The organism is Bradyrhizobium sp. USDA 327 (genome assembly GCF_041262065.1).
Classification (GTDB): domain Bacteria; phylum Pseudomonadota; class Alphaproteobacteria; order Rhizobiales; family Xanthobacteraceae; genus Bradyrhizobium; species Bradyrhizobium liaoningense.
The window spans coordinates 4,286,317-4,311,329 of the sequence record NZ_JBGCCW010000001.1; the positions used below are offsets into that span (position 1 = coordinate 4,286,317).

Genomic DNA, 25,013 nt, shown 5'->3' on the forward strand with positions numbered 1-25,013 from the left:
TTGAAGGAGAACTGACATGCAGGCGCTTCACACCGCGGCGACCGGAATGGCGGCACAGGAACTCAACGTTCAGGTGATCTCCAACAACATCGCCAACCTGCGCACCACCGGCTTCAAGAAGCAGACCGCGGCATTCCAGGACCTGATCTATGAGCACGTCCGCCGCGTTGGCGCCCAGTCGTCCGACCAGGGCACCATCCTGCCGGTCGGCGTCGACATCGGCGGCGGCGTCAAGACCGTCGGCACGCCGCGCAGCATGACGCAGGGAACGCTGTCGCAGACCGGCAACGACCTCGATCTCGCGATCTCGGGCGATGGCTTCTTCAAGATCCTGATGCCCGACGGCACCTACCAGTACACCCGCGACGGCACCTTCCAGATGGACAATCAGGGCCGCGTCGTCACCGCGCAGGGCAACCCGGTGCAGCCGACCATCACCATTCCGAACAACGCCTCGGGGATCTCCGTCAGCGAGCAGGGCCAGGTCTCGGTGACGCTGCCGGGTTCAACGACCTCGTCGATCATCGGCCAACTCGGCGTCACGCGCTTCATCAACAAGGCAGGCCTTCAGCCCGTCGGCAACAACCAGTTCATCGAGACCCCCTCCTCCGGCGCGCCGCAGGACGGCACCGCCAACTCCGAGGGTTACGGCAAGATCACGCAGGGCAGCCTGGAGCAGGCCAATATCGACGTCGTCTCGGAGATGAGCGACCTGATCGCCGCGCAGCGCGCCTACGAGATGAACGCCAAGGTCATCAGCGCGGCCGACCAGATGATGCAGTCGACCACGGCGCTGTTCCGCTGAGGTGATGACGATGATCCGCACCACGCTCGCCTCGATCTCCACCCTTCTCCTGCTGGCGCTGCCGGCAGCGGCCGCCGACGAATTCATCGCCTCGCCGGCGCTGCGCGCAAGCGTCACCGTCACGGCGGACGTGGTGCGGATCGGCGATCTCATCGAGAACGCGGGATCCGCCGCGTTGATCCCGGTCTACCGCTCGCCCGATCTCGGCACCACCGGCACGCTGACGGTCGGCCAAGTGCTCTCGGTGCTGCGGGCAAAACAGGTGATCGGCGTCACGACCGGCGACATCAAGGAGGTCCAGGTCACCCGCCTCGCCCGCACGCTCGCGAGCAAGGATATCCAGAACGCGGTCACCGCTGCGCTCGAGCGCCGCTTCGGCCTCGGAGAAGCTGCCAACATCACCGTCACGTTCGACCGCAGCGTCGCCGAGATGCGGCTCGATGCCTCCAACACCGGTGCGCTCGAGCCGGTCGGAACCCGCTACGACGCCCGCAGCGGCCGTTTCGACATCGCCTTCGAGATTGCAAACGACACCCATGTGGCGCCGACCAAGTTGCGCTTCACCGGCACCGCGATCGAGACCGTGGAAGTGGCCGTGCTGACCCGCGACATCGACCGCGCCGAGCTTCTGAAATCCTCCGACGTCTCGCTGGAGCGCCGGCCGAAGACCGAGGTCACCGGGGAACCGGCCACGCGCGACCGCAGCATCGGCATGCAGCTGCGCCGACCGATGCGCGCGGGCACGCCGCTCCGCGTCGCCGACATCGTCAAGCCCGACTTCGTGCTGCGCGATCAGGCCGTCACCATCATCTACCAGGTGCCCGGCCTCTATCTCACCACGCGCGGCAAGGCGATCGAGAATGGCGCCGAGGGCGACACCGTCAGCGTGCTCAATCTGCAATCCAAGCGCACGCTGACCGGCGTCGTCACCGGCCGCGGCCAAGTGACGGTCCAGGGCGGAAGTCAGTCCGCGCCGATGGCGCCGGCCGTCGAGCAGACCTCGTCGATCAAGCGTGACGACGTGCCGCCGGCCGCAGCCCTGGCGCAGAGCCTGATCCAGAAGCCCGCGTCTGCGGCCCAGATCGCCCAAGCCCAGATCCCCGAAGCCCAGATCCCGCAAGTTCGTCTCCCGCAAGCTCCAGCCAAGTCAGAGTAGGTCATGTCCAAGTTCAGTTCGGCTTTCCGCCTTCGTCGCATTGCGACCTCTGCCCTGCTGCTGGCAACTTGTGCGCTGGCGAGCGGCTGCTCCTCGATCGACCGCCTGTCGCAGATCGGCGAGCAGCCGAAGCTGTCGGCGATCGACAATCCGACGACGCAGCCCGGCTACAAGCCGGTGCAGATGCCGATGCCGAAGCCGGAAGTTGCCTCCTACAATCCGAACTCGCTGTGGCGCAACGGCAGCCGCGCGTTCTTCAAGGACCAGCGCGCCCGCCAGGTCGGCGACCTCCTGACCGTGACCGTGAACATCACGGACAAGGCCAACATCGAGAACGACACCTCGCGCAGCCGCACCAACAAGGAAGATTCCGGGATCACGGACTTCATTGGCTCCCAAACGATCACCCAGGCCAACAAGATCCTGCCCGGCCGTATCCTGACCGCCGACTCGACCTCGTCCAGCGAGGGCAAGGGCAGCGTCGACCGCAAGGAAGCCCTGCAGACCAACGTCGCCGCCGTGGTGACCCAGGTGCTGCCGAACGGCAACCTGGTCGTCGAAGGCAAGCAGGAGATACGCGTCAACTTCGAGATCCGCGAACTGATCGTGGCCGGCATCGTGCGCCCCGAGGACATCCAGAGCGACAACACCATCGACTCCACCAAGATCGCCCAGGCCCGCATCGCCTATGGCGGCCGCGGCCAGATCACCGACGTGCAGCAGCCGCGCTACGGCCAGCAAGTCATGGACGTGCTGCTGCCCTTCTAAAGCATGATCCGGAAAAGTGCGCAGCGGTTTTCCGAAAAGATCATGCTCAAACAATAACCTAAAGCGCGATGACGATTCGTCCTCATCTCATCGCGCTTTAGTCCTCTCCCGAGCTCCCACATCGTGTTCGCGAACCTAGGCGCGAACGACGATGTACTACGCGGCCTCCGGTAGCTCCCCTGCCGGAGGCCGCATGTGTTTTGCCTTTGGGACCGACTACAGGCTGCGAGCTGCGGCTCATGATCCGCGAATCGTAACGATGCCGCTGCTTTACACTCGGTCGCAATGACGGTGGCGAGAGCTCACGTAAACTCGGCCTCCACCGTCCCGAGCCCGTCCAGCTCCATCCGCACCTTGTCGCCGGCCTTCAGCCAGAGAGTCTTCACCAGACTTCCGGTGAGAACGAGTTGCCCCGCATGCAGTCCCTTGCCCTCGGCGGCGAGATGGTTGGCGAGCCAGGCGAGAGCGTTGTGGGGATGGCCGAGCACGTCGGCGCCGGTGCCCTGGCTGACCTCCTCGCCGTTGACGAGGGCGCGGCCCTTGACCGCCTTCAGGTCCGGAACCGAGGAGCGCGGCACCGACGGACCCAGCACGCAGCCTGCGGCGAAGAAGTCGTCGGCGATCAAGGTCGGCGCGCCCATCGTTTCCCACTTCACGTAGCGATCGTCGACGATCTCGATCGCGGGATGATAGGCCTCGACCGCCTCGCCGACCCATTCGGCCGTGAACGGCGCCTCGCCGGCGGCGAGGTCGCGCTTGAGCCGCACCGCGATCTCGCACTCGACTCCGACCCGGACATAGTTGGAGGTGGCGAGCTTGGCGCCGCTGTCGTGGACGCCCTTCTGGAACACGCCGCCGCCGCAGGGGTGCGGAATGCCGATGTAGTCCTGCATCACCTGGCTGGTGCAGCCGATCTTGTAGCCGACGAGCGGGCCGAGATGCGGCAGCAGGAGATCGTGCAGGGCGCGCTGGACCTGATAGCCCTCGGCTTCATCAGCAGGAGGACGCTCCAGCGCCGCGAGCGGCGCATGATTGCGGCGCGCCAGCGCGATCGCCTTTGCGGCCTGGAGTATCTTGTCCATCGGCGCCGCCTCCCACGCTACGCATTCGAAGGCGGCACTTGAGCATCCCCGCCCGGGCGTGACAAGCCAGGGGCAACCTCACACCTTGACCAGGCCGAGCCGGATCAGGCTCTCGGCGGTCGCAAGGATCGCCTCGTGGTTGGAACGGGGCTCCCAGCCGAGCAGCGACCTCGCCTTGGCGCTGGTGGAATGCCGCACCCTGCCGAGCATCGGCACGACCGCACGCAGCAGGGGAATCCGGGTCGCGGCCAGCCGCACCAGCCAGTCGGGGGCTTGAAGCCGCGGAACCCAGCGTGCGGACGGCCCGAGTTCCCGCCGCAGCACCTTGGCGATATCGAGGATCGACATCGTTTCACCGGAGACCGCGATGAAGCGCTCGCCCTTGGCCTCGGGCGCCGTCATCGCCCGCAGGTGCAGATCGGCGACATCGCGCACGTCGACCACGCCGAAATAAACCCGCGGCACCGCCGGCATGGCGCCGTCGAGCAGCGATTTGACGATCTCGATCGAGCCGGAGAAGTCCGGCCCCAGCACGGGACCGAAAATGCCGGCGGGATTGACCACCGACAGTTCGAGGCCGCCGCCCTCGCGCGCGATGAAATCCCAGGCCGCCCGCTCGGCCAGCGTCTTGGATTTGATGTAGGGCTGCAGGCCGGGACCATCGAGATTGGTCCAGTCGGTCTCGTCGAACGGTTTTTGACGCGGCGGATGTCCGTAGCCGATCGCGCCAAGCGACGAGGTGATGACGACGCGCCTGACGCCGGCCGCGCGTGCGGCACGCAGCACCCGCAGCGTGCCGTCGCGGGCCGGGACGATCATCTCGTTCTCGTCCTCGGGCACGCTGGTCGACAGCGGCGAGGCGACGTGCAGGACGTAGTCGCACCCGGCGATCGCCTCGCGCCAGCCCGCGTCTGCCGTGAGGTCCGCCGTGAAGAAGGACACAGTTTCCGGCGAAGCCGCCCCGCCCTCTCGCAGCATCGCCAGCACGTCGTCCCGACGATCAGGCCGACGTACCGTCGTCCGCACGGCATGGCCCACGGCCAGAAGTTGCAGGACGACGTGAATGCCGACGAAGCCCGACCCGCCGGTGACCAGAACAGTGCTCATTGCCAAATTCCCCTCGATGCGAGGTCCGGCGGATCGGTTCCGCCGCGGCCCTGCCCAAGGCCGCATCTGGTCACTATCTCCAAGGGGACAAGTAGAATGGATTTCGAGACCGGTATGGAAAACCTGACCACCAACTGCGACGACGACTGCGATTGCAGCCGAGATCCTGCCCTGCTCGGTGACTTCAAGCGGGCCATCGACGCCCTCGGCGGCAAGTGGAAACTGGAGATCCTGTTTTCGCTGATGAACGGTGCGGTTCGCTTCGGTGCCTTGCGACGATCGATCGGCGGCATCACCCAGCACATGCTGACCACGCAGCTTCGCGAGCTCGAGGAGGATGGCCTCGTATCGCGCATCGTCCTCGCGGAGAAACCCTTGAGGGTCGAGTACGAACTGACGGATGCGGCTTACGGCCTCTTGCCGGCCTTTAAGGAAATGTTGAGCTGGTCCAGGCTTTATGGGGACGCGCGCCTCATGGCGTCGCGGCAGACCTGATTGCACCGATGCTTGATGCAGCTGGATCAGCGTCTCACCATTCAAGCCGATGTCGTTGATGCGACTCGCAAAACTCGCCCCACCTGAAGTGAAGGCTGTTTCTGATCCGAACTCACGTGAGCTCGGAGGAATCGAGTCTAGCCCATTGATCGTGATTCACTTTTCGCGATCACGCTCGCGCGTTGCCGTGCGGCCGCAAGCGGCAGGCAAAATGCTGATCACGGCGCCAACCGGCGCCTTGCGTCCCAAAAACAAAGAGCCGCACTTGGCGGCCCGGGCTCTATTCGTCGCGATAAACCTTCTCGCGTTTCTCGTGGCGCTCCTGCGCTTCCACCGAGAGCGTCGCGATGGGCCGGGCTTCGAGCCGCTTCAACGAGATCGGCTCGCCGGTTTCCTCGCAATAGCCGTAGGTGTTGTCCTCGATGCGCTGGAGCGCGGCGTCGATCTTGGCGATCAACTTACGCTGGCGGTCGCGGGCGCGGAGCTCGATGGCGCGGTCGGTTTCGGATGATGCCCGATCGGCGAGATCGGGGTGGTTCACATTCTCCTCCTGCAAAGCCTGCAGGGTGAGCTTGGACTCTTTGAGGATCTCATCCTTCCAGGCGAGGAGCTTCAAACGGAAGTACTCCTTCTGCCGGTCGTTCATGAAAGGCTCTTTGTCGGTCGGTCGGTAGTTTTTCAACTTTTCCAAGGGAGGCCTATCTGTCTAAGCAACGACTCGCAAACGGAACGGGGTCCGTCGAGCGGGGCGTTATATAGCGGCCTCCTGTGACAGACAATATTTCCTCTCATCGCCCGGGTGCCGCCCCCAAGCCCTTGCACAGGAAGCTTTATCCTGGAGGGACCGGGGGCGGCTGACGGCTCAATAGCCGACCGTGAAGCGCTGCCTCAGATGGGCGGGCCGTTCGATCTCGTCGGCGAGCGCTATGGCGTAGTCGGCGAAGGTGATCCAGCTCTTTCCGTTCGCATCTGCGAGAAGCTGGTCGGTCCCAAGCCGGAACTTGCCCGTGCGCTCCCCCTCGACGAACAAGGCCGACGGCGAGATGAAGGTCCAGTTCAGGTTCTTTTCCTGCCACAGCAGGTCGAGGAAGGTCGAGCCCGCCTCCGCTTCAGCCTTGTATTGGGCGGGAAAGTTGGGAGTTGTGACCAGCTTCACGCCTGGGGCGACCTCGAGGCTGCCGGCACCGCCGACCACGAGATAGCGACCGACCTTGGAGTCCTTCGCCGCACCGATCAGCTTGAGCGGGTCACTGGCAAGGAAGTGCACGGAACTCACGGCGACGTCGTGCCCGGCCCACAGCTTGGCGAGGCCGGCCTGGTCGAGCACATCCCCTTTGGTCGGGGTGACGTTAGGCAGGGCCGCGATCTTCTCGGGGTTCCGGGCGATGGCTGTGACGGCGTGGCCGCGGCGGGACAGTTCCCTGGTGATCTCCGACCCGGCCCGGCCCGAGGCGCCGGCGACTGCGATTTTCATGGAAGGCTCCTTTGCTTCTATAGTAACTATCAGTGACTAGATATCGTAAAGGATGCTGGTGTTAAGAGAGCACTTTGTGCTTACCTGATTACGCTGGAGTAACCGGCATGCATATTCGCAAGCGACCAGACTCTCCGAGGACCGACGATGAAACCCGACGTTTACGCAGCGAACTGCCCCACCCGCCAAATCCTCGATCGCGTCGGCGACAAATGGGCGGTGCTGATCCTCTTGCTCCTGCGCGAGGAGCCGATGCGCTTCAATCAGTTGCGCCGCACGATTGAAGGCATCTCGCAGAAGATGCTGAGTCAGGTTCTCAAGTCGCTCGAACGCGACGGCCTGATCAGGCGCCATGCCATCGCGACCGTGCCTGTCACGGTGGAATATTCGATCACGCCGCTCGGGCTGACGCTGGCCGCAGCGGTCGATCCCCTGCGCGATTGGGCCGAGCAGAATCTGAAGGACGTGCTCGCGGCGCAACGCCGCTACGATGCGCAGCAGAAGGAGGAAGCGGCGTAACAGGACGAGTAGCAGACAGTCATCCTGAGAGACGGATGACTAGTAAGCCTGCCCGGCCTTGGCGAGCTCGACCTCGACGCGCAGCTCGATCTCGGAAAGCACCGTATCGAGACCTGGATCTCCCGAGGACGATTTCAGGTTCGCCGCAGCATCACGCAGACGCATCACGGTCGAGGCGTCGAGGTTTCCGGACAGCAGTCCCATCTTGAGATCGTCGAGTACGTCGAGCGCCGTCCTGCCGCGAGCGACCGAGCGCTTGCGGCGCTCGACTGGATCCTCCTCGACACCCTGCAATGCCAGCAGCGCGTCGATGTTGGCGGCGGCCTTCGGTGCAGCAGCGCTCCGCGTCTCCTGCGCCGACGAGGTGTCGGGCAGCACGAAGGTGCCGGAGCCGGTCCGCCTGGCCTGGTTGGCCGGCGCTCCAAGCGTGGTGCCGTTCGGTCCGTAGATGCGCATCGGAAAGAATCCGGGTGATCGATGCCTCACCTTCGCCGTCTTATGGTTAACGGCGCGTAAACAGCCCGGCAAAATCTGCCGACAGGCGGCAGTTTCGCTCCTCAGGCACAACACCCGCTGACACCGGTCGAAACAGATTTATTCAACCTATTCAGCGATCTATCCCGAAGCCCCGGGTTGGCACAGCGCTCGCAAGGAAAGCGCCGGACCAGCTCGTCATGGGAGTGTCGTGCAGGTCCTTCCGATTTGAGGAGCCTCTTTAGGAGCCTTGGGGAGCAGAGGATGCCAGGCGTTCGTTGGGTGAGGATTGTTGGGGTGGCCTGCGCCGCGCTGTCAGCGCTGGCGCTCTCAGTCACGCCTGCAAGCGCGACATCGCGCATCAAGGACCTCGCCAACATCGAGGGCGTGCGGCAGAACCAGCTCATCGGCTACGGCCTCGTCGTCGGCCTCAACGGCACCGGCGACACGCTCAACAACATCCCCTTCACCAAGCAATCGCTGCAAGCGATGCTCGAGCGCATGGGCGTCAACATCCGCGGCGCCACCATCCGTACCGGCAACGTCGCGGCCGTGATGGTGACCGGCAACCTGCCGGCCTTCGCCACCCAGGGCACGCGCATGGATGTCACCGTCTCTGCGCTCGGCGACGCCAAGAACCTCCAGGGCGGCACCCTGCTCGTGACCCCCCTGCTGGGCGCCGACGGCAACGTCTACGCGGTGGCGCAGGGTTCGCTCGCGATCTCCGGCTTCCAGGCCGAGGGCGAGGCGGCCAAGATCGTGCGCGGCGTTCCGACGGTCGGACGCATCGCCAACGGCGCCATCATCGAGCGCGAGATCGAGTTCGCGCTCAATCGGCTGCCGAACGTGCGCCTGGCGCTGCGCAACGCCGACTTCACCACCGCCAAGCGCATTGCGGCCGCGGTCAACGATTATCTCGGCGTCAAGACCGCCGAGCCGATCGACCCCTCGACGGTGCAGCTGTCGGTCCCGCCCGAGTTCAAGGGCAACGTCGTCGCATTCCTCACCGAGATCGAGCAGCTCCAGGTCGATCCCGATCTCGCCGCCAAGATCATCATCGACGAACGGAGCGGCATCATCGTGATGGGCCGCGACGTCCGCGTCGCCACCGTCGCTGTGGCGCAGGGCAACCTCACCGTCACCATCTCCGAGAGCCCGCAGGTCAGCCAGCCCAACCCGCTGTCGCGCGGCCGCACCGTGGTCGCGCCGCGCAGCAGCGTCACCGTCACCGAGGACGGCAAGAAGCTGGCCGTCGTCAAGGACGGCGTCTCGCTCCAGCAGCTCGTCGACGGCCTCAACGGCCTCGGCATCGGTCCCCGCGACATGATCAGCATCCTCCAGGCGATCAAGGCCGCCGGCGCGATCGAAGCCGACATCGAGGTGATGTGATGCAGGCGGGCTCGATCAACACCCCGCGCGTCACCACCGCTTCGGCGTTCTCGGTGGAGAGCCGCAACGGCCGGCCGGACTTCGAGCTCGCCGCCGCGCTGCAGAAAGTCTCGCCGCAGCAGCAAGCCAAGGCGCAGAAGACCGCCACCGATTTCGAAGCGATGTTCCTCAACAGCATGTTCTCGCAGATGACCTCGGGCCTGAAGGGCGAAGGTCCGTTCGGCGATACGCCCGGCACCGGCGTGTGGCGCTCGATGCTGACCGAGCAATATTCCAAGAGCTTTGCTCAGGCCGGCGGCGTCGGCGTCGCCACCGAAGTCTACCGCACCCTGATCATGCAGCAGGCGAAAACGATCCGCACGGCATAAGGTCAAACGAAATGAACCATTTCCACGCCTCACGTCAGCCGATGCAAGCCCAGAGTCCGAACACCGCGACCGGCAGCACCGAGGCGCGCAAGCTCGCCGAAGGCCTGATGGACGCGATGAGCGCCCTGCTCGGACTGATCGAGCGCGAGACCGAGCTCGTTCGCGCCGGCAAGGTCCGCGAGGCGATGACGCTCGAGAGCAAGAAGCAGGAGCTGTCGCGCAATTACGTCGGCGCCGTCAGCCAGCTGAAGGCGAACCAGGCCCAGCTCGCGAAATCCGCGCCGGAGCTGCTCTCGACGCTGCACCGCCACCACGATGCGTTTCGCGCGATGCTCCAGGTCAATCTCACCGTGCTCGCGACCGCGCACGCTGTCTCCGAGAGCGTCGTGCGCGGCGTCAACGCCGAGATCCAGAAGCGTAACGTGCCGAACACCTATACGGCTGCGGGTCGTCGCGCCGCGCCGGGTCCGCGCCACATCACCCCGCTTGCGGTCAGCCGCTCGCTCTGAGCGCGCAGGAACAAGCGACACTTTTACGAAATATTGCGCGGCGACAGCGTCGCGCGGTTAGTCACGTTTCCTTACCAGGTCTTCAAACCTGGTGTTCCATGGTTGCGCTATTAGAGGGGTTGGGATTTGACTCAAGTAAGGCAACCAGGAGGCTGCCATGAGTACAGATTTCAGCATCAGGCCGGTGGGGATCCCGGCACCCGCGCAGATCGTACCGACGTCCAACGTGGCGGCGAACGAGGCCGTGCAAACGGATCTTCCGGTGAGCCAGACGGTCGCCGCGAGCGATACGGGCGCGCCTGTGCGCAATGATCTGCCGAACCACGAGAACGTCTCGCGCCAGGTCGTGTTCGACCAGGCGGCCGCGTCCTTCGTCTTCCAGGTCGTCAACGCCAAGACCGACGCGGTGGTGACCCAATTCCCCGACGAGGCGATGCTGCGCCGGCGCGCCTATTTCCATGCGCTGGATATGCAGTCCGAGCCCTCGCGTCCGCTCAGCACGGACGTCAGCGCCTGACGACCAGGTGTCGACCGTCACGACGGCGGATCGACACCAGTCGAGTCCGCCGCAAGTTCGGTGGCGATGTCATTGATCCGCCCCAGCGCCGGCTTCCGTCAGCGTCGACTTGGTCCGCGGTCGGCAAATGCTCGACCACGGCCGCTCTCCGTCACGGCCGTCCGGACAGGCCTGCAGCGATGTTGCGGTTAATCTCGATCAGCGGGCGGAAATGATCGAACTGGGGGCTCATCTGCAGCGCGGCCGTCTGGCTCAGCACGAACACGCTGATGTTGGCGATCTTCTGCCGGACGTCGATCGGCTGCGGATTGGTGTCACGCATCGCCTCGCTCAGGAAGATGGTCCAGAGCTTGCGGTTGAACATCAGGGCCTGCATGGTCTGCTCGCTGAGCGGATCGGCGTTGTTCACCGCGTCCTGGAGCTTGTTGGCGGCCTTGAGCAGGGTCTGCGCCTCGATGTCCCGAGGAGATGCGGTGGTCGTTGCAACACGCGCATAAGCCGAGGCAGCGGAATTCGACATCAATCACACCCTGGACGTTACCTAGCGCGTTATACGCGCTTAAGGATTTCTTTCCCAACCCTAGGCAGCACCGCTTAAGATTTGCTTACGTGTTGTGCTTGGAAGCACTCCGGACAATTACGGGGCACGGAGCTCTTCGTCGGCGCAACGCTAGATGCACGCACGCACGAAGTAAACTCGCTCGGCGTGATGCGCATCGATCTCAGCTAATCTTGTCTTAGCGATCTCCCTTAAAAGAACGGCGGAGCGTTAGCTCCGCCGCGAAATCTCGAGTAGCGAACTTGCGCTGCGAAATTAGCGGAGCAGCTGCAGCACGCTCTGTTGCGACTGGTTGGCCAGCGACAGCGCGGAGACCGCGATCGACTGGCGAGTCGAAAGCGCCTGGCTGTTCGCCGCTTCCTCATTGGTGTCGGCGAGCGTCAGGTTGGAAGAGCCGGTCTGCAGCACGTTGATCAGGTTCTTGGAGAAGTCCTGACGCACCTGCACGATCGACAGATTCGAACCGAGGGTGGAGCCTTCCGAACGCAGCGTGCTCGAGGCCGCATTCAGGCTGGCCAGCACCTTGTTGGTGGCGCCGTTGTCGATGAAGTCGACGCCGTTGACGAGATTGCTGAGACCGAGGCCCGCCGCATTGAACACCACGCCGTTGATGCTCAGCGTGGAGCTGCCGGTCTCGTTGAAGACGAGCTTCAGCGTGTCGCCGTTGAGCAGATTGACGCCGTTGAAGGAGGAGTCCTGCGACGTCGTGTCGATCTGGGCCAGGATGTTGTTGAACTGGTTGACCAGGTTGGAGCGCGCGGTCTGCGCCACGGGATCCTGGACCGGTGGCTGCGCGGTGGTGAAGGCCAGAACACCGGTGATGGTGCCGCCGACTGCGCCGCCCGCGAGGGTCGAACCGAGCGTCGACGAGGCGTATTCGTTGACGGTGGTCACCGTGAGCACGCCGTTGGCATCGATCGTCGCCGTCAGGTGGTTGGCCTGCAGCTGCGCGTTGAGCTGGTCCAGCGTCTTCACGGTGCCGTTGGTGCCGTCGCCGAAAGTGACGTTCACCGGGGTGCCGCCGTTGAACGAGGTGAAGGTCAGCGTCTTGCCGCTGATGCCGCCGACGCCGGACGTGCGGGCCGCAGTGAAGGCGGTCGCCGTTCCCGTATTGCCGCTGAGACCGAATGCGCTGAGGGCATTGCCGGTGCCGGTGATCGAGAGATCGGCGTTGACGCCGGTGGAAAGCGCAAGCTGGCCGCTGCTGTTGACCGACGACGGGATCTGGCCCGCCGTGGTCGACAGCGTCGCCGCGCCGTTGAAGATGCTGGCCGTCTTGACGCCGGTCGCGAGGTCGACGGCGTTGAGCAGGTCGGTCAGCGTCGCGCTCTGGATGTAGACGGTCGAGTTGCCGTTACCGTCCGTGACGATGTTGCCGCTGACGCCACCCGACGTGACGCTCGCCGCCGATTGCGGCGTTTGCGCATTCTTGAAGGTGATGGTGTGGCCGTCGATATTCAGCGTCGAGCCGTCCTGAACGAGGGTGCCGAGCGAACCCGCGGTAGTCGACCGGGCCGCAGTGACATTGGCATTGCCAGCGCCGGTTGCGGACGTCAGTCCGAGCGCCTTGAGGAAGTCGGCCTTTCCGGTCACGCTCAGATCGGCGCCGGTCGAGCTCTTCAGCGTGACCTGACCGCCCGTGATGGACGATGCCACCTGCAGCGTGCCGACGGGGCCGGCCGAGCCGCTGACCGAGATAGTCGCGGCGCCGGCGCTGATCGTCGCGCTCTTGACGCCGCTGGCCAGATCGATCGCGCTCAACAGGTCGTTGACGGTGCCGGTGGGCGCGGCGGCCGTCCCCATGTAGACGATCGAGTTGCCGTTGCCGTCGGTGGCGATGTGGCCGCTGGCATCGAGGCCCCAGCCGGTCGGCTGCGTCGCGGGCGCCGCGCCGGTCCGGAAGGTAATGGTCTTGCCGTTGACCGTGATCGAGTCCCCGTCGGCAGGCGACGAGCCGAGGGTGCTGGCTGCCGTTGTGCCGATCAGCGTCGCGGTGCCGGTCAGTGCAGTGGCGCCGTCGGCCGCGTTGGTGGCGGCGCCGGTCAACGTGCCCGCGGTCGAGCCCAATGATGCACCGAGTGCGGCGGCGGCCGTCACCGGTGTCACGCCACCGGGAGCGCCGGTGTAGAGCACGTTGCTGTTGGCGGTTGCGCTTGCATACGACGTCGTGCCGCGCAGATCGGCCGGCGTCGCACCGGGAATCGTGGTCGAGACGTTCGACTTGGTGGAGTAGCCGACGGTGGTTTGCAGCGCCTGGTTGGCGATCGATTTCGCGCTGTCGATCAGCTTTTGCAGCGAGGTGATGCCGGTGTTGGCGGCCTGGAGCACCTGCACACCGTTGTTGATGCCGTCGAGCAGGTTGCTGATGTCGCTCGCCCGGTTGTCCAACCCCTGCGCCGTAAAGAAGTTGGTGGGATTGTCGAGCGCCGTATTGACCTTTTTGCCGGTCGACAACCGCTCCTGCGTCGTGGCCAGCAAGTCGGCCGTCGACTGCAGCGACAACAGGTTCTGGCGAACGGACGCCGAGAGAACGATGTTGGACATTGGCGAGTCTTCCTCTTGAACCGGATACGAATCGGCCGCGCCGTCTGCAAAGCGGGGCTTTGGTCCAGTTTTAGAAGGTGTCCTTTAAAGTATGGTTAACGCCGGTTTAAGGGATAGGGTTAATGGCGGGTGAAGGCTCCTGCCCGCCTCCAAATGCAAAAAGAGCGGCGGAGCAAATGGCCCCGCCGCTCGGCTTTATACAGTTATTTCAAGTGCTTATTAGCGAAGCAGCTGCAGCACGCTCTGCTGCGACTGGTTGGCGAGCGACAGCGCGGAGACCGCGATCGACTGACGGGTCGACAGCGCCTGGCTGTTGGCCGCCTCGACGTTGGTGTCGGCCAGGGTCAGGTTGGACGATCCGGTCTGCAGTACGTTGATCAGGTTCTTGTTGAAGTCCTGACGGATCTGCACCACCGAGAGGTTCGAACCGAGCGCCGAGGCTTCCGAGCGTAGCGTGCTTGAGGCCGCGTTCAAATTGGTCAGCACCCTGTTCGTCGCGGCATTGTCGATGAAGTCGACGCCGACGGTCAGCGCGGCCAGGCCGAGGCCCTTCGAGTTGTAGGTCACGCCGGTGATGTTCAGGCTCGACTTACCGGTCTCGTCGAACACCAGCTTGAGCTGGTCGCCGTTCAAAAGATTGACACCGTTGAACGAGGAGTCAACCGAAGTGGTGTCGATCTGGTTCAAGATGTTGTTGTACTGTGAGACCAGGTTTGCCCGGGTTGACTGGGCCACAACGTCCTGCACCGGAGTGGAGGCAGTCGTGAAGGTCAATGTGCTGGTGATCGTACCGCCAATGGCACCGCCAGCCGCGGCCGAGCCAATCGTAGAAGACGCGTAGTCGTTGGATGCGGTGATGGTGAGCTGACCATTGGCATCGATCGTCGCGGCCAGGTTGTTGGCCTGGAGCTGCGTGTTGAGCTGATCGAGCGTCTTGACCGTGCCGTTGGTGCCGTCGCCGAAGGTGACGTTGACCGCCGTACCGCCGTTGAAGGACGTGAAGGTCAAGGTCTTGCCAGCGATGCCGCCGATGCCGGAGGTACGAGCAGCCGTGAACGCGGAGGCCGTCCCGGTATTGCCGGCAAGACCGAACACTGATAGCGCGTTGCCGGTGCCGGTGATCGACAGGTCGGCGTTGACGCCGGTCGAGATCTTGAGCTGGCCGGAGGCGTTGATCGACGAGGCGGTCTGGCCCGAAGCGGTCGCAAGCGTACCACCGCCGCTACCGTTGAGCGTAAACGTCTGCACGCCCGTGGCGAAGTCGATGGCCTTCAGCACGTCGGCAATCGTCGAGCTCTGCAGATAGACCGTCGAGTTGCCGTTACCGTCGGTGACGACGTTACCGGACACACCCTGGGTGGCTCCAAGCGAAGCGGCCGAAGGCGTTGGCGCGTCCTTGAACGTGATGACATGACCATCGACGTTCAGGGTCGAGCCCGAGGTAACCAGCGAGGACACCGTCGCCGAGCTCGTGGTGCGAGAGGCCGTGGCGGTCACGTTGCCGGCGCCGGTCGCGGTGGTCAGGCCGAGCTTGTTGAGGATGTCGGCCTTGCCGGTCACGCTCAGATCCGAACCATACGTGCTCTTCAGGACGAGCGCACCGCCGCCACTGACGGACGAGATGGTCTGGCCGCTGTTGACCGTCAGGGTGCCCGCAACGTTGCTTTGCACGCCGCTGGCAAGGTCAATGGCGGTCAGGACGTCGCCCACCGCAGCCTTCGTGACCGAGCCGAGATAGACGGTCACATTGCCCGTGGAGTTGTCAGTGAAGACATTACCCGTCGTGATACCGGTCGCGGCAACCTGGGTCTGACCGGTCGGAGCCGTCGTGGGGGCGTCGCCGGCAGCAAAGGTGATGGTCTTGCCGTTGACGGTGAGCGTGTCGCCCGCAGCAACGCCGGCGTTGGCATCGCCAGCGCTCGCCGTGCCGTTCAGCAGGCTCGCACCGGTCGTCGCAGCATTGATAACGGTTCCTGTGTTCGTGCCCTGGACGCCGCCGAGCGTGGCGCCGGAAGTCGCGGCGGTCACACCACCGCTAGCGCCGCTGTAGAGCACGTTGCTGTTCGCGATGGCGCTCGCGAAGCTGGTCGTGCCACGCAGGTCCGAAGCCGTCGCACCAGCAATCGTGGTGGAGACGCTGGACTTGGTGGAGTAGCCGACGGTGGTCTGCAGCGCCTGGTTGGCGATCGACTTGGCGCTGTCGATCAGCTTCTGCAGCGAGGTGATGCCGGTGTTGGCGGCCTGCAGCACCTGCACGCCGTTGGCGATGCCGTCGAGCAGATTGTTGATGTCGCTGGCGCGGTTGTCGAGCGACTGGGCGGTGAAGAAGTTGGTGGGATTGTCCAGGGCCGAGTTGACGCTCTTGCCGGTCGACAGACGGTTCTGTGTGGTGGCGAGAAGGTCAGCGGTGGACTGGAGGGAGAGCAGGTTCTGACGAACCGACGCAGAGAGAACAATACCGGACATGACTCTTACCCTTCTGGCTTACGCGTCTTCGTTCGATCGCTTCGGATCGAGTGACGGGAACAGCCTGCGCGGACATGGCTAACAAAGGGTGAAACGAACATCGCCGGGCATAAGCGCCGGTTCACCATAAGCGCGTGGAAGGCGCTTATGGCATCGGCAATCGGCTTGAAACGATTGGCGTTTCTCTGCGCTTACGCTGCGTTAACCATAACCGCCGGTTACTTTTTCCGAGTGTCGCCTGTCCGATCGAAACGTCGCGTGACGCACGAAAAAAGCGGCGGGGCCGAAGCCCCGCCGTCGGATCCTGCTTGCGATGTGGTCCGCGACTTAGCGGAGCAGCTGCAGCACGCTCTGCTGCGACTGGTTGGCGAGCGACAGCGCGGAGACCGCGATCGACTGACGGGTCGACAGCGCCTGGCTGTTGGCCGCCTCGACGTTGGTATCGGCCAGGGTCAGGTTGGACGAGCCGGTCTGCAGCACGTTGATCAGGCTCTTGTTGAAGTCCTGACGCACCTGCACGATGGTCAGGTTCGAACCCAGAGCGGAGGCTTCTGAGCGTAGCGTGCTCGAGGCCGTGTTCAGGTTCGTCAGCACCTTGTTGGTCGCAGCGTTGTCGATGAAGTCGACACCGCTGGTCAGCGCGGCCAGGCCCAGACCCTTGGAGTTGTAGGTCACACCCGTGATGCTCAGGCTCGACTTGGCGGTCTCGTCGAACACCAGCTTGAGCTGGTCGCCATTCAAGAGATTGACGCCGTTGAACGAGGAGTCCTGCGCGGTCGAGTCGATCTGGTTCAGGATGTTGTTATACTGGTTGACCAGATTGGCACGCGCCGTCTGGGCAACGCTGTCGGCGACCGGAGTGGAAGCGGTCGAGAACGTCAGCGCGCTCGTCAACGTGCCGCCGATCGCACCACCGGCCGCCGTCGAACCGAGCGTTGAGGATGCGTAATCGTTGGTCGCGGTGATGGTGAGCAGGCCGTTGGCATCGATCGTCGCAGAGAGGTTGTTGGCCTGGAGCTGCGTGTTGAGCTGATCGAGCGTCTTGACCGTACCGTTGGTGCCGTCGCCGAAGGTGACATTGACCGCCGTACCGCCGTTGAAGGACGTGAAGGTCAAGGTCTTGCCGTTGATGCCGCCGGTGCCGGACGTGCGGGACGCGGTGAACGCCGAGGACGTACCGGTGTTGCCGGCGAGACCGAGCGCGGACAGCGCATTGCCGGTGCCCGTAATCGACAGGTCGGCGTTGACGCCGGTCGAGATCTTGAGCTGGCCGGAGGCGTTGATCGACGAGGCGGTCTGGCCCGAAGCGGTCGCAAGCGTACCACCGCCGCTACCGTTGAGCGTAAACGTCTGCACGCCCGTGGCGAAGTCGATGGCCTTCAGCACGTCGGCAATCGTCGAGCTCTGCAGATAGACCGTCGAGTTGCCGTTACCGTCGGTGACGACGTTACCGGACACACCCTGGGTGGCTCCAAGCGAAGCGGCCGAAGGCGTTGGCGCGTCCTTGAACGTGATGACATGACCATCGACGTTCAGGGTCGAGCCCGAGGTAACCAGCGAGGACACCGTCGCCGAGCTCGTGGTGCGAGAGGCCGTGGCGGTCACGTTGCCGGCGCCGGTCGCGGTGGTCAGGCCGAGCTTGTTGAGGATGTCGGCCTTGCCGGTCACGCTCAGATCCGAACCATACGTGCTCTTCAGGACGAGCGCACCGCCGCCACTGACGGACGAGATGGTCTGGCCGCTGTTGACCGTCAGGGTGCCCGCAACGTTGCTTTGCACGCCGCTGGCAAGGTCAATGGCGGTCAGGACGTCGCCCACCGCAGCCTTCGTGACCGAGCCGAGATAGACGGTCACATTGCCCGTGGAGTTGTCAGTGAAGACATTACCCGTCGTGATACCGGTCGCGGCAACCTGGGTCTGACCGGTCGGAGCCGTCGTGGGGGCGTCGCCGGCAGCAAAGGTGATGGTCTTGCCGTTGACGGTGAGCGTGTCGCCCGCAGCAACGCCGGCGTTGGCATCGCCAGCGCTCGCCGTGCCGTTCAGCAGGCTCGCACCGGTCGTCGCAGCATTGATAACGGTTCCTGTGTTCGTGCCCTGGACGCCGCCGAGCGTGGTGCCGGACGCTGCAGCGGTCGTACCGCCGGCCGCGCCGCTATAGAGCACGTTGCTCAGCGCATCCGCGCTGGTGAAACTGGTCGTGCCACGCAGGTCCGAAGCCGTCGCACCAGCAATCGTGGTGGAGACGTTGGACTTGGTGGAGTAGCCGACGGTGGTCTGCAGCGCCTGGTTGGCGATCGACTTGGCGCTGTCGATCAGCTTCTGCAGCGAGGTGATGCCGGTGTTGGCAGCCTGCAGCACCTGCACGCCGTTGGCGATGCCGTCGAGCAGATTGTTGATGTCGCTGGCGCGGTTGTCGAGCGACTGGGCGGTGAAGAAGTTGGTGGGATTGTCCAGGGCCGAGTTGACGCTCTTGCCGGTCGACAGACGGCTCTGCGTGGTGGCGAGAAGGTCAGCGGTGGACTGGAGGGAGAGCAGGTTCTGACGAACCGACGCGGAGAGAACAATACCGGACATTGAGTGTTACCCTTCTGGTACGCAACGCAACAAAACTTCGATTAGGATTAATCGATGCCCGGGACGGTGAACGCAGACGGCTAACAAAGCATAAAGCGTGTCGTGCCAAACCTCGCGTGGATTCACCATATGGCAGCGTGACGCCCCGTCGAGCTCGCGCATATCGCGCTGATAAGACGGCGCTTTCCTGCCCAATGGGAAGGCATTTGCCACTCGTCAACCATAACTAAGAGTACGCAATTGGCTGCATTCAATGGGCTGCCTCCGTCTTGGCAAGCGGCATTCAGATGCCGACGCAAAAAACAAAGCGGCGGGGCCGAAGCCCCGCCGCCGGATCCTGCTTGCGATGTGGTCCGCGACTTAGCGGAGCAGCTGCAGCACGCTCTGCTGCGACTGGTTGGCGAGCGACAGCGCGGAGACCGCGATCGACTGGCGGGTCGACAGCGCCTGGCTGTTGGCCGCCTCGACGTTGGTATCGGCCAGGGTCAGGTTGGACGAACCGGTCTGCAGCACGTTGATCAGGCTCTTGTTGAAGTCCTGACGCACCTGCACCACCGAGAGGTTCGAACCGAGGGCCGACGCTTCCGAGCGCAGCGTGCTCGATGCGGCATTCAGGTTCGTCAGCACCTTGTTGGTCGCAGCGTTGTCGATGAAGTCGACACCGTTGGTCAGCGCGGCCAGGCCCAGCCCCTTGGAGTTGTAGGTCACACCCGTGATGTTCAGGCTCGACTTGCCGGTCTCGTCGAACACCAGCTTGAGCTGGTCGCCATTCAAGAGATTGACGCCGTTGAACGAGGAGTCCTGCGCGGTCGTGTCGATCTGGTTCAGGATGTTGTTATACTGGTTGACCAGATTGGCACGCGCCGTCTGGGCAACGCTGTCGGCGACCGGAGTGGAAGCGGTCGAGAACGTCAGCGCGCTCGTCAACGTGCCGCCGATCGCACCACCGGCCGCCGTCGAACCGAGCGTTGAGGATGCGTAATCGTTGGTCGCGGTGATGGTGAGCAGGCCGTTGGCATCGATCGTCGCAGAGAGGTTGTTGGCCTGGAGCTGCGTGTTGAGCTGATCGAGCGTCTTGACCGTACCGTTGGTGCCGTCGCCGAAGGTGACATTGACCGCCGTACCGCCGTTGAAGGACGTGAAGGTCAAGGTCTTGCCGTTGATGCCGCCGGTGCCGGACGTGCGGGACGCGGTGAACGCCGAGGACGTACCGGTGTTGCCGGCGAGACCGAGCGCGGACAGCGCATTGCCGGTGCCCGTAATCGACAGGTCGGCGTTGACGCCGGTCGAGATCTTGAGCTGGCCGGAGGCGTTGATCGACGAGGCGGTCTGGCCCGAAGCGGTCGCAAGCGTACCACCGCCGCTACCGTTGAGCGTAAACGTCTGCACGCCCGTGGCGAAGTCGATGGCCTTCAGCACGTCGGCAATCGTCGAGCTCTGCAGATAGACCGTCGAGTTGCCGTTACCGTCGGTGACGACGTTACCGGACACACCCTGGGTGGCTCCAAGCGAAGCGGCCGAAGGCGTTGGCGCGTCCTTGAACGTGATGACATGACCATCGACGTTCAGGGTCGAGCCCGAGGTAACCAGCGAGGACACCGTCGCCGAGCTCGTGGTGCGAGAGGCCGTGGCGGTCACGTTGCCGGCGCCGGTCGCGGTGGTCAGGCCGAGCTTGTTGAGGATGTCGGCCTTGCCGGTCACGCTCAGATCCGAACCATACGTGCTCTTCAGGACGAGCGCACCGCCGCCACTGACGGACGAGATGGTCTGGCCGCTGTTGACCGTCAGGGTGCCCGCAACGTTGCTTTGCACGCCGCTGGCAAGGTCAATGGCGGTCAGGACGTCGCCCACCGCAGCCTTCGTGCCCGAGCCGAGATAGACGGTCACATTGCCCGTGGAGTTGTCAGTGAAGACATTACCCGTCGTGATACCGGTCGCGGCAACCTGGGTCTGACCGGTCGGAGCCGTCGTGGGGGCGTCGCCGGCAGCAAAGGTGATGGTCTTGCCGTTGACGGTGAGCGTGTCGCCCGCAGCAACGCCGGCGTTGGCATCGCCAGCGCTCGCCGTGCCGTTCAGCAGGCTCGCACCGGTCGTCGCAGCATTGATAACGGTTCCTGTGTTCGTGCCCTGGACGCCGCCGAGCGTGGTGCCGGACGCTGCAGCGGTCGTACCGCCGGCCGCGCCGCTATAGAGCACGTTGCTCAGCGCATCCGCGCTGGTGAAACTGGTCGTGCCACGCAGGTCCGAAGCCGTCGCACCAGCAATCGTGGTGGAGACGTTGGACTTGGTGGAGTAGCCGACGGTGGTCTGCAGCGCCTGGTTGGCGATCGACTTGGCGCTGTCGATCAGCTTCTGCAGCGAGGTGATGCCGGTGTTGGCGGCCTGCAGCACCTGCACGCCGTTGGCGATGCCGTCGAGCAGATTGTTGATGTCGCTGGCGCGGTTGTCGAGCGACTGGGCGGTGAAGAAGTTGGTGGGATTGTCCAGGGCCGAGTTGACGCTCTTGCCGGTCGACAGACGGTTCTGTGTGGTGGCGAGAAGGTCAGCGGTGGACTGGAGGGAGAGCAGGTTCTGACGAACCGACGAGGAGAGGACGATACCGGACATGACTCTGTTACCTTTCTGGTAAACGACGCTACTGTTACGCGTCTGCTTGGATCGAGATTGACCCAGCGACCGGCGGACCGTGGCGCCGAGACTTCTAACGAACCATGAAATGAAACCCGCGCTTTTGCCGGATCACGCGTGATTCGGGGCGCCGAAGCCACGCACATCGCCACACCGCCGCACAGACATGACATTGAAAAGATTTAGCTTTTTCTCGCGAATGTCGGAGATTTACAGCTCGTTAACTAATTCCGGGCGAGAATCAGGCCTTGATGAGCCGCAACGAACGCTCGGTTACGAAAGCGTTGATGGAGAACAGGCATGGCCCTCAAGGTCGAGCTCAGACCGCACGAACGCATCATCGTCGGTAACTGCGTGATTACCAACACGGACCAGCGTGCCCGCCTCCTGATCGACGGCGACAACGTGCCGATCCTGCGCGAGCGCGACATCCTCACGCCGGAGACCGCCAATACGCCCGCCAAGCTCGTCTATCTTGCGGTCCAGCTCATGTACATCTCACCGGATCCGCAGACCCAGCACGGCACCTATTTCAACCTGGTGCGCGACATCGTCACTGCGGTGCCGAGCTCCTGGCCGATCATCGAAGGCATCAACAACAACATCCTGAATGGCGACCTCTACCGGGCGCTGAAGGACGCCCGCAAGCTGATTGCCTATGAAGAGAAGCTGCGGGATCAGTACGCGGCCGCGCATCCCAAGGCCGAAGCGGACAAGGCCGACGTGAGCTCTGCCGCCTGACCACACGCTTTCGCTTCGCCCAAGCTGTAAACGATGACGGCCCCGGATCATCTCCGGGGCCGTCGTCGTTTCAGGCACACATCGATGCTACTGCGCCGCGAGCGGCGGCGCATCGACCTCGATCAGTCCGCCGCTGCTCTGCCGTTCGCCGAACTCCAGCACGGCCGCGAGCAGCGCATCGATGTCCGTCTCCTCGGTGCGGTGATTGACGATCGCGGCGCGGATCGCGAGCCTGCCGTCCAGCGTCGTGCTCGACGGCGCTGCGACGCCGGACTCCTGGACGTCGGCGACGATCTCGCGATTGACCGCATCATCGGCACGGTAGCGGAAGCAGACGATGTTGAGATTGACCGGCGCCAGCAACTCCAGCCGATGTTCGGCCAACACGCGCGCCTCCAGATATTTCGCCAGCGCACAGCTTCGCGCGATCGCCGCACCAAGCCGGTCGGTGCCGAACGTCTTCAGCGTGAACCACGTCTTCAGCGCACGGAAGCCACGCGACAGATCGGGGCCGAGATCGCAGGGCCAGACCGCGCCCGCCGCGAGTCCCCTCGCCTCGCGGCGCAGATAGGCCGCCGGCTGGGCAAAGGCCTGCCGATGCCGCTCGCCGTCGCGCACCAGCAGAAAGCCTGCGTCGTAGGGTACCTGTCCCCACTTGTGGAAGTCGAGCGCGATCGAATCCGCGAGCTCGATGCCGCCGAGCAGCGGCGCAAGCTCGGGCGACAGGATCGCCAGCGCACCGAAAGCGCCGTCGACGTGAAACCAGATTCCTTCCTCGCGGCACAGCTCCGCGATCGCCCTGAGGTCGTCGATCGCGCCGATATCGACCGTGCCGGCGGACGCGACCACCAGGAAAGGCTTGAAGCCGACCTCGCGATCAACGGCAATCTGCGCGCGCAGCGCTGCGACGTCGATGCGATGATCGGCATCGACATCGATCTTGCGCAGCGCATCGGTGCCGAGCCCGGCAATATCCATCGCCCTGGAGACGCAGCCATGCGCCGCCCGCGAGGTGTAGGCCGTGAGCAGCGCACCGTCATTGCCGATGCCGTGCTGCCGCGCCAGCGTGCCGAGCGCACTCGTGCGCGCCACCAGCACCGCCATCAGATTGGCCATCGACGTGCCCGTGACGAAGATGCCGCTCGCGCTGTCGGGGAAGGCGAACAGGCGGCGCATCCAGTCGACGATCTGGCGCTCGACCTCGATCGGCATGTGGTCGCGCCCGCCGAGATTGGCGTTGAGGCCTGCCGCAAGCATTTCCGCGAGCATGCCGACCGCGGTGCCGCCGCCATGCACCCAGCCCATGAAGCCGGGATGGACGTTGCCGGTCGCATAGGGCGCGACATGCTCGGCGAATTCGCGATAGACCTCGGCGAGATCGCTCGCCTCGCGCGGCAGGTCGGCCCTGAATGCCGCACGGACGTCTTCGGGGATCGGCTGCCAGACGGGCCGCACCCGAACGTTGGCGATGCCGTCGATCGTCTCGTCCAGCATGCGATGGGCGAGCGCGCGAAACTCGGTCCAGTCCTGCGGATCGAGCGAAGTGCCCGTGACGGCGCTTTGCGTGTTGCGGATGATCTCGTTCATGCTGCGCTCCCCTTGCCCGTCCTTGCATGCCGCGACAGCATCGCCGTGAACGCGGCAAAGATCTTGCGCATCTGCGGCGGCTTGTAAGGAAACACGGCTGGCGAATCCATGTTGTGCACGACGGCGGTGTTGTCGGCCTCGAACACCAGAAGCTCGCGCCTCTCGTTCTCGGCGCAATCGACGATGAAATAATCGAGGCCGACGCGGCGGCTCATCTCGTCGAGCGCGCTCCTGTGGCGCTCGGCGAAGTCGCTGTCGAAGTCGCGCATGAAGACGGCTTCCTCGGCCCGTTTCTCCTCGCTGAACGCCATGTAGGCGTTGAGATACCAGATGTCCCAGCGGTCGGCGATCGCCATGTGGCAGGCGTAGGGTTTGCCGTCGATCATGGCGAGGCGATATTTGCGGTAGAGCCCGTCGGGACTCACATAGTCGACGAAGCGTGCGACGAAGAAGTCCTGCTCTTTCCGTTCGGCGAGATAGGCCGCGAGCGCCGCCGCATCGTCGAGCTTCGCGAGGCCGACGCCGGCATGCGAGCCGCGCGGCCGCGCGATGATCGGAAAGTGCAATTCGCCCGCGATGTCGTCACATCCGATCCGGCCCTGGGCGAGATCGGACAATTGCGCGCGCGTCGCGTGGATGGTCGCGGGAATGTCCAGACCCGGCACACCAGCCAGCAGCCGATACAGCTTGTCGCGATCGAGATTGCCGATGCGATCGGGCGGATTGAGCAGCGGCCGCGGCCAGTGCGGCGCGGCCTTTTCGATCAGCGCGAGCGCCTCGCGGCATTCCTCGGAATCGGACGCGACCACGATGGCGACGTCGTGCTCGGGCAAGGTTTCCGGCAGACCGACGCCCTTGACCACATAGAGCGTCAGCAGCTCGATGTCGGAGCCTTCGAGCAGGAAATCGATCGGCGTGTTGCCGCCCATGTCGATGTCGGCCGCAAGCGCGAGCACGCGCAAGCCGGGCTGCGGAGCCGCACTGGGCGTACGGAAGAGTTGATGGAAGGTCAGCACTTCGGACTGGATTGCAAGCCCCTGATCCTTGTCGCCCAGAAGCTGGCTGATCAAGGAGAGATCCAGCCCTTCGCCCGCCAACGCGGTCCCCGCCGCGATCCGCGCCACGAGCTGGTCGCGCAACGGATGCAGATCGACGCCTTCGAAGGCCTGGCGCGTCAGCTGCGCAAAGCCGATGCGGTCGGCATAGTTCGCCGCAGTCAAACCGATCGGAGCGGAAACTGGATGCTGCATT

22 protein-coding genes are annotated in these 25,013 nt (G+C 64.3%); 10 read left to right on the forward strand and 12 right to left on the reverse strand.

The window, feature by feature from the left end; genetic code table 11:
• The first annotated feature begins 16 nt into the window (after positions 1-16).
• The 3 genes from flgG to flgH are packed head-to-tail and all read left to right on the forward strand — an operon-like array spanning position 17 to position 2,729.
• Positions 17-805, forward strand: coding sequence for a flagellar basal-body rod protein FlgG (gene flgG, locus ABIA42_RS20180; RefSeq protein ID WP_271533132.1), 789 nt, complete (start codon positions 17-19; stop codon positions 803-805).
• Positions 806-815: 10 nt separating this feature from the next.
• The gene (flgA, locus tag ABIA42_RS20185; RefSeq protein ID WP_370121983.1) at positions 816-1,961 is read left to right on the forward strand and encodes a flagellar basal body P-ring formation chaperone FlgA; all 1,146 of its coding nucleotides are present in this window, start codon (positions 816-818) and stop codon (positions 1,959-1,961) included.
• Positions 1,962-1,964: 3 nt separating this feature from the next.
• The gene (gene flgH, locus ABIA42_RS20190) at positions 1,965-2,729 is read left to right on the forward strand and encodes a flagellar basal body L-ring protein FlgH (protein WP_370121980.1); all 765 of its coding nucleotides are present in this window, start codon (positions 1,965-1,967) and stop codon (positions 2,727-2,729) included.
• Positions 2,730-3,031: 302 nt separating this feature from the next.
• Here the strand turns inward: flgH and ABIA42_RS20195 are convergent, their stop codons facing one another.
• The gene (locus ABIA42_RS20195) at positions 3,032-3,811 is read right to left on the reverse strand and encodes a 2-keto-4-pentenoate hydratase (protein ID WP_271533138.1); all 780 of its coding nucleotides are present in this window, start codon (positions 3,809-3,811) and stop codon (positions 3,032-3,034) included.
• A 78-nt stretch (positions 3,812-3,889) separates the two neighbouring features.
• On the reverse strand, positions 3,890-4,918 hold the full coding sequence (locus ABIA42_RS20200; RefSeq protein ID WP_370121977.1) for an SDR family oxidoreductase: 1,029 nt from the start codon (positions 4,916-4,918) through the stop codon (positions 3,890-3,892).
• Between the two features lie 96 nt (positions 4,919-5,014).
• Between ABIA42_RS20200 and ABIA42_RS20205 the strand changes: the two genes are divergently transcribed.
• Positions 5,015-5,413 (forward strand): winged helix-turn-helix transcriptional regulator, encoded by a 399-nt coding sequence (locus ABIA42_RS20205; protein WP_370121974.1) that lies wholly within the window; start codon positions 5,015-5,017, stop codon positions 5,411-5,413.
• A gap of 280 nt (positions 5,414-5,693) precedes the next feature.
• On the opposite strand, the gene dksA is transcribed toward ABIA42_RS20205, so the two are convergent.
• Positions 5,694-6,059 (reverse strand): RNA polymerase-binding protein DksA, encoded by a 366-nt coding sequence (gene dksA, locus ABIA42_RS20210; protein ID WP_085966600.1) that lies wholly within the window; start codon positions 6,057-6,059, stop codon positions 5,694-5,696.
• Between the two features lie 216 nt (positions 6,060-6,275).
• Entirely contained in the window at positions 6,276-6,887 is a 612-nt protein-coding gene (locus ABIA42_RS20215; protein ID WP_370121971.1) for an NAD(P)-dependent oxidoreductase, read from the reverse strand.
• Between the two features lie 147 nt (positions 6,888-7,034).
• Here ABIA42_RS20215 and ABIA42_RS20220 point away from each other — a divergent pair, with 147 nt between their 5' ends.
• Complete coding sequence (locus ABIA42_RS20220) at positions 7,035-7,406, forward strand: helix-turn-helix domain-containing protein (RefSeq protein WP_061023262.1); 372 nt, start codon at positions 7,035-7,037, stop codon at positions 7,404-7,406.
• A 39-nt stretch (positions 7,407-7,445) separates the two neighbouring features.
• On the opposite strand, the gene ABIA42_RS20225 is transcribed toward ABIA42_RS20220, so the two are convergent.
• Positions 7,446-7,862 carry a flagellar assembly protein FliX gene (locus ABIA42_RS20225; RefSeq protein WP_370121967.1) on the reverse strand — a complete coding sequence of 139 codons (417 nt, stop codon included), beginning with the start codon at positions 7,860-7,862 and terminating at the stop codon, positions 7,446-7,448.
• 282 nt (positions 7,863-8,144) lie between these two features.
• On the opposite strand from ABIA42_RS20225, the gene ABIA42_RS20230 reads away from it, so the two are divergent.
• From ABIA42_RS20230 to ABIA42_RS20245, 4 genes are all read left to right on the forward strand, one after another.
• Entirely contained in the window at positions 8,145-9,269 is a 1,125-nt protein-coding gene (locus tag ABIA42_RS20230; RefSeq protein WP_028181459.1) for a flagellar basal body P-ring protein FlgI, read from the forward strand.
• The gene (gene flgJ / locus ABIA42_RS20235; RefSeq protein ID WP_271533149.1) at positions 9,269-9,637 is read left to right on the forward strand and encodes a flagellar assembly peptidoglycan hydrolase FlgJ; all 369 of its coding nucleotides are present in this window, start codon (positions 9,269-9,271) and stop codon (positions 9,635-9,637) included. Before ABIA42_RS20230 ends, flgJ begins: the two co-directional genes overlap by 1 nt.
• An 11-nt stretch (positions 9,638-9,648) precedes the next feature.
• Positions 9,649-10,146 (forward strand): hypothetical protein, encoded by a 498-nt coding sequence (locus ABIA42_RS20240; protein WP_271533151.1) that lies wholly within the window; start codon positions 9,649-9,651, stop codon positions 10,144-10,146.
• A 157-nt stretch (positions 10,147-10,303) separates the two neighbouring features.
• Positions 10,304-10,663 (forward strand): hypothetical protein, encoded by a 360-nt coding sequence (locus tag ABIA42_RS20245; RefSeq protein ID WP_028181462.1) that lies wholly within the window; start codon positions 10,304-10,306, stop codon positions 10,661-10,663.
• A 151-nt stretch (positions 10,664-10,814) separates the two neighbouring features.
• On the opposite strand, the gene flaF is transcribed toward ABIA42_RS20245, so the two are convergent.
• The 5 genes from flaF to ABIA42_RS20270 form a co-directional block, all read right to left on the reverse strand.
• Positions 10,815-11,183, reverse strand: coding sequence for a flagellar biosynthesis regulator FlaF (gene flaF, locus ABIA42_RS20250; protein ID WP_028181463.1), 369 nt, complete (start codon positions 11,181-11,183; stop codon positions 10,815-10,817).
• Between the two features lie 294 nt (positions 11,184-11,477).
• Entirely contained in the window at positions 11,478-13,766 is a 2,289-nt protein-coding gene (locus ABIA42_RS20255; RefSeq protein WP_370121961.1) for a DUF1522 domain-containing protein, read from the reverse strand.
• A gap of 219 nt (positions 13,767-13,985) precedes the next feature.
• Positions 13,986-16,232: a DUF1522 domain-containing protein gene (locus tag ABIA42_RS20260; RefSeq protein ID WP_370121958.1), complete on the reverse strand. Its 2,247-nt coding sequence runs from the start codon at positions 16,230-16,232 to the stop codon at positions 13,986-13,988.
• 327 nt (positions 16,233-16,559) lie between these two features.
• Positions 16,560-18,806, reverse strand: coding sequence for a DUF1522 domain-containing protein (locus tag ABIA42_RS20265; protein WP_370121955.1), 2,247 nt, complete (start codon positions 18,804-18,806; stop codon positions 16,560-16,562).
• A gap of 360 nt (positions 18,807-19,166) precedes the next feature.
• Positions 19,167-21,413 (reverse strand): DUF1522 domain-containing protein, encoded by a 2,247-nt coding sequence (locus ABIA42_RS20270; protein WP_370121953.1) that lies wholly within the window; start codon positions 21,411-21,413, stop codon positions 19,167-19,169.
• Positions 21,414-21,734: 321 nt separating this feature from the next.
• Here ABIA42_RS20270 and flbT point away from each other — a divergent pair, with 321 nt between their 5' ends.
• Positions 21,735-22,175: a flagellar biosynthesis repressor FlbT gene (gene flbT / locus ABIA42_RS20275; RefSeq protein ID WP_035671936.1), complete on the forward strand. Its 441-nt coding sequence runs from the start codon at positions 21,735-21,737 to the stop codon at positions 22,173-22,175.
• 87 nt (positions 22,176-22,262) lie between these two features.
• On the opposite strand, the gene ABIA42_RS20280 is transcribed toward flbT, so the two are convergent.
• A complete protein-coding gene (locus ABIA42_RS20280) occupies positions 22,263-23,762 on the reverse strand; it encodes an aspartate aminotransferase family protein (protein WP_370121950.1) in 1,500 nt (499 codons plus the stop codon).
• Positions 23,759-25,012 carry a hypothetical protein gene (locus ABIA42_RS20285; RefSeq protein ID WP_370121947.1) on the reverse strand — a complete coding sequence of 418 codons (1,254 nt, stop codon included), beginning with the start codon at positions 25,010-25,012 and terminating at the stop codon, positions 23,759-23,761. The genes ABIA42_RS20280 and ABIA42_RS20285 overlap by 4 nt, the downstream gene beginning before the upstream one ends.
• Position 25,013 lies beyond the last annotated feature (1 nt).

Coding starts and splice junctions, on each gene's coding strand:
- flgG (WP_271533132.1), top strand. CDS start 17: ATGCAGGCGCTTCACACCGCGGCGACCGGAATGGCGGCACAGGAACTC.
- flgA (WP_370121983.1), top strand. CDS start 816: ATGATCCGCACCACGCTCGCCTCGATCTCCACCCTTCTCCTGCTGGCG.
- flgH (WP_370121980.1), top strand. CDS start 1,965: ATGTCCAAGTTCAGTTCGGCTTTCCGCCTTCGTCGCATTGCGACCTCT.
- ABIA42_RS20195 (WP_271533138.1), bottom strand. CDS start 3,811: ATGGACAAGATACTCCAGGCCGCAAAGGCGATCGCGCTGGCGCGCCGC.
- ABIA42_RS20200 (WP_370121977.1), bottom strand. CDS start 4,918: ATGAGCACTGTTCTGGTCACCGGCGGGTCGGGCTTCGTCGGCATTCAC.
- ABIA42_RS20205 (WP_370121974.1), top strand. CDS start 5,015: ATGGATTTCGAGACCGGTATGGAAAACCTGACCACCAACTGCGACGAC.
- dksA (WP_085966600.1), bottom strand. CDS start 6,059: ATGAACGACCGGCAGAAGGAGTACTTCCGTTTGAAGCTCCTCGCCTGG.
- ABIA42_RS20215 (WP_370121971.1), bottom strand. CDS start 6,887: ATGAAAATCGCAGTCGCCGGCGCCTCGGGCCGGGCCGGGTCGGAGATC.
- ABIA42_RS20220 (WP_061023262.1), top strand. CDS start 7,035: ATGAAACCCGACGTTTACGCAGCGAACTGCCCCACCCGCCAAATCCTC.
- ABIA42_RS20225 (WP_370121967.1), bottom strand. CDS start 7,862: ATGCGCATCTACGGACCGAACGGCACCACGCTTGGAGCGCCGGCCAAC.
- ABIA42_RS20230 (WP_028181459.1), top strand. CDS start 8,145: ATGCCAGGCGTTCGTTGGGTGAGGATTGTTGGGGTGGCCTGCGCCGCG.
- flgJ (WP_271533149.1), top strand. CDS start 9,269: ATGCAGGCGGGCTCGATCAACACCCCGCGCGTCACCACCGCTTCGGCG.
- ABIA42_RS20240 (WP_271533151.1), top strand. CDS start 9,649: ATGAACCATTTCCACGCCTCACGTCAGCCGATGCAAGCCCAGAGTCCG.
- ABIA42_RS20245 (WP_028181462.1), top strand. CDS start 10,304: ATGAGTACAGATTTCAGCATCAGGCCGGTGGGGATCCCGGCACCCGCG.
- flaF (WP_028181463.1), bottom strand. CDS start 11,183: ATGTCGAATTCCGCTGCCTCGGCTTATGCGCGTGTTGCAACGACCACC.
- ABIA42_RS20255 (WP_370121961.1), bottom strand. CDS start 13,766: ATGTCCAACATCGTTCTCTCGGCGTCCGTTCGCCAGAACCTGTTGTCG.
- ABIA42_RS20260 (WP_370121958.1), bottom strand. CDS start 16,232: ATGTCCGGTATTGTTCTCTCTGCGTCGGTTCGTCAGAACCTGCTCTCC.
- ABIA42_RS20265 (WP_370121955.1), bottom strand. CDS start 18,806: ATGTCCGGTATTGTTCTCTCCGCGTCGGTTCGTCAGAACCTGCTCTCC.
- ABIA42_RS20270 (WP_370121953.1), bottom strand. CDS start 21,413: ATGTCCGGTATCGTCCTCTCCTCGTCGGTTCGTCAGAACCTGCTCTCC.
- flbT (WP_035671936.1), top strand. CDS start 21,735: ATGGCCCTCAAGGTCGAGCTCAGACCGCACGAACGCATCATCGTCGGT.
- ABIA42_RS20280 (WP_370121950.1), bottom strand. CDS start 23,762: ATGAACGAGATCATCCGCAACACGCAAAGCGCCGTCACGGGCACTTCG.
- ABIA42_RS20285 (WP_370121947.1), bottom strand. CDS start 25,012: ATGCAGCATCCAGTTTCCGCTCCGATCGGTTTGACTGCGGCGAACTAT.